General features: G+C 62.9%; 2 protein-coding genes. One reads left to right on the top strand and one right to left on the bottom strand.

Going from position 1 to position 2,425, the window contains the following annotated elements:
• Positions 1–812: 812 nt before the first annotated feature.
• Positions 813–1,037, bottom strand: a complete 225-nt coding sequence (locus AOK24_RS46490) for a helix-turn-helix domain-containing protein (RefSeq protein WP_240554186.1) — start codon at positions 1,035–1,037, stop codon at positions 813–815.
• Positions 1,038–1,174: 137 nt separating this feature from the next.
• On the opposite strand from AOK24_RS46490, the gene AOK24_RS47760 reads away from it, so the two are divergent.
• Entirely contained in the window at positions 1,175–2,365 is a 1,191-nt protein-coding gene (locus AOK24_RS47760) for a helix-turn-helix domain-containing protein (protein WP_107104075.1), read from the top strand.
• Positions 2,366–2,425: the final 60 nt, after the last annotated feature.

The raw sequence follows: 2,425 nt of genomic DNA, 5'->3' as shown, positions 1-2,425 counted from the left end.
GCAGCCACAGCTTCGTGTGGCGCCCGTACGCCTGCGGCCGGTCGTTGTGGACGACGACCTGGGCGGACAGGAACGGCACGTCGGCGGGGCCTTCGGCGTCGACGTCGCGCATCCGGGTCTCGATCGGCGCGGTCGAGTGCCAGCCGGGCTCGCCGTCGGCGCCCGCGTGGTCGAGCTGGCAGAACGGCGGGCACCCGTAGCGGGCCATCCACTCCGTGCCGCGCTCGTCGGCCGACAGGGGGAAGCCCTCGCTGTTCGGTCCGCTCGGCTGCGGTGTGGTGTCGGCGGTGATCTGCCGGTGGACCTGTCGCAGCGTGGCTGCGAGTTCCCCGAAGCGGNNGGCCGCGTCGAGGATGGACAGGTTTCCGCCGGGGTCGCCGAGGTGGACGTTCGGCGCGTCGTCCAGCTGGGGGTCGTAACCGGCCTGGACGGTGAGGTGCAGCGGGTCACCCGCCGGGCCGAGGTCGGGGAAGGCGAAGTGGTACTCGGTCCCAACGTGCTCGGTGACGCCATTCTCGTGGGTGAGGCAGGCGCCGTTCTTGCAGTAGGGGAAGTGCCCGGTGAGTCTGGCGATCATGCCGTCGGTGATCTGCTGGGCGAGTTCGGGGGTGAAGCGCTCCGGGATCGTCTTCTGCATGGCGGCCTTCACCGCGTTGGGGAGGACGGCGATGACCCTGTCGAGGTCGGACGCCGGGATGGAGCTGTCCNNGGCTGGTACCCGGGTCGCTTCGTCGTTTCCGGCAGGCGCTCCGGCCTGGTACGTCGGAGCGGTGCCGTTCTCCTGCGGGATGAGGCCGAGGAAGCGGTGGAGATCATTCCGATTCGCTGAGGGCGTCGAGCCAGGCATCGACATCCGCTCTGCGGGCTCGAAGGTGCTTGCCGACGCGAACCCAGGCGGGGCCGAGGCCGCGTGTTCTCCAGCCGTAGATCGTGGACTTGGGGATCTGGAGCTCGTCGGCGAGATCGTCGACGGAGACCCAGTTGTGAGTGCAGGTCGCGTGCTGCGCAGCAGCCCGAACCATCTCCTTGGTTGGCATTACTTGCCGTCCTCCAGAGTTTGGTTTCTGTCGCTCCAAACATCAGCACACGTCACCTCAGGCGTCAAGCGTTTCACATCAGACTCTCCAAACTGGAGCGTCTGGTCTTGGACGCTGCATGGCTCTACCGTGGACTCATGGCAAGCGATGAGCAGCAATGGCCACTGGCCGAGATCGTTGGCAAGCGACTCAAGTTGTTCCGGGAGGAGCGAGGTGTTCGGCAGGCGGAGGTCGCCGCCGCGGCTGCCAAGTGGGGGCTGCCGTGGGCGCGGTCGAGTATCGCGGCGCTGGAGGCCGGCACTCGGAATCTCTCACTGGAAGAAACCCTGCTTCTGCCATTGATTGTGGGCGATCTTGGTGGATGGGATCAGCCGCTCATTGAGGCGGATACTTGGATCTCCATTTCTTCAACGCACCTGATTCAGGCGAAGCATCTTCCCTCGGTGGCTGCCTTGTTGACCACCCCGAGCGTAGTGAATATTGACGATACGCCACTCCGTGAAATCGCCTTTGGTGTTAGGAGTGCAGAGCAAGATCTGGCGGACGAGGGGAATCTCCTTCGAGACTTTCAGATGCACGCAGAAAGCGAGGCGTGGCGTCTCTTCTGTGCGCGCCTGTATCCCAATATTCCGCATAGTGAGATCTCGGGAGGTGCGAATCTGGGTCCCGATCTTGAGTTCGTGGCGAAAGTCGCCAAGAGGATCGAGAATCCGAACGGTGGCCCCGCCAGTTGGGGGCTAATTAACGTTCTGTCTTATGTTCTCTGGGGGAAGTCGCTCCATGAGGAGCGTGACCTGCGATCAGGCGAGCAGGGTGGGCGGAGTGATCGCGCTTTCCAGAGCGTGAAGGGGCATGTCACTCGGGATCTGATCAGTGAGTTGAGCGCTGAAGCCAAGAAGGTATGGCCTGAACTGAATGGACTCTTCGGTGAGCTAAACGAAATCTGGAATGACCGGGAAGCTTTGGAGAGGTGGGCGACGACAGCTCGCCGTCAAGCGAACCGGCTATATGCGAGCCATCGGAGGGTGGGCGAGTCGCGCAACTTCGAGGTTGAGCATCCAGCTGAAAGTGCTGCTCTTGTATCGATCGGCTCGTTCCTCGCGGAGAGGAGAAAGGAGGCGGGGCTGTCAATCAGTGAGGTCGCCGAGTTTCTGATGGAGACCCCTGAAATTGTGGATGCGATCGAGGATGGCGAGTACCTAAAGGTGCGATCGAAGGGGCGATTGGAGAAGCTTATTCGCGCGTTCGCGAGGGTGGTTGGGGTGCCACACGAGCCGATTCTTGAGGAGATTGAGGAAGCGCGAAATATGGACCGTGGCGACCTGTGACTTCCGGAGGTCAGCGGTTACCCCGTAGCCAGTCGAAGCGGATCGCGTCGTAGTCGAAGT

It is taken from the genome of Streptomyces niveiscabiei (assembly GCF_001419795.1).
Taxonomy (GTDB): domain Bacteria; phylum Actinomycetota; class Actinomycetes; order Streptomycetales; family Streptomycetaceae; genus Streptomyces; species Streptomyces niveiscabiei.
The sequence above is the reverse complement of the archived record's forward strand: the minus strand, read 5'-3'. Positions and strand labels throughout refer to the sequence as shown.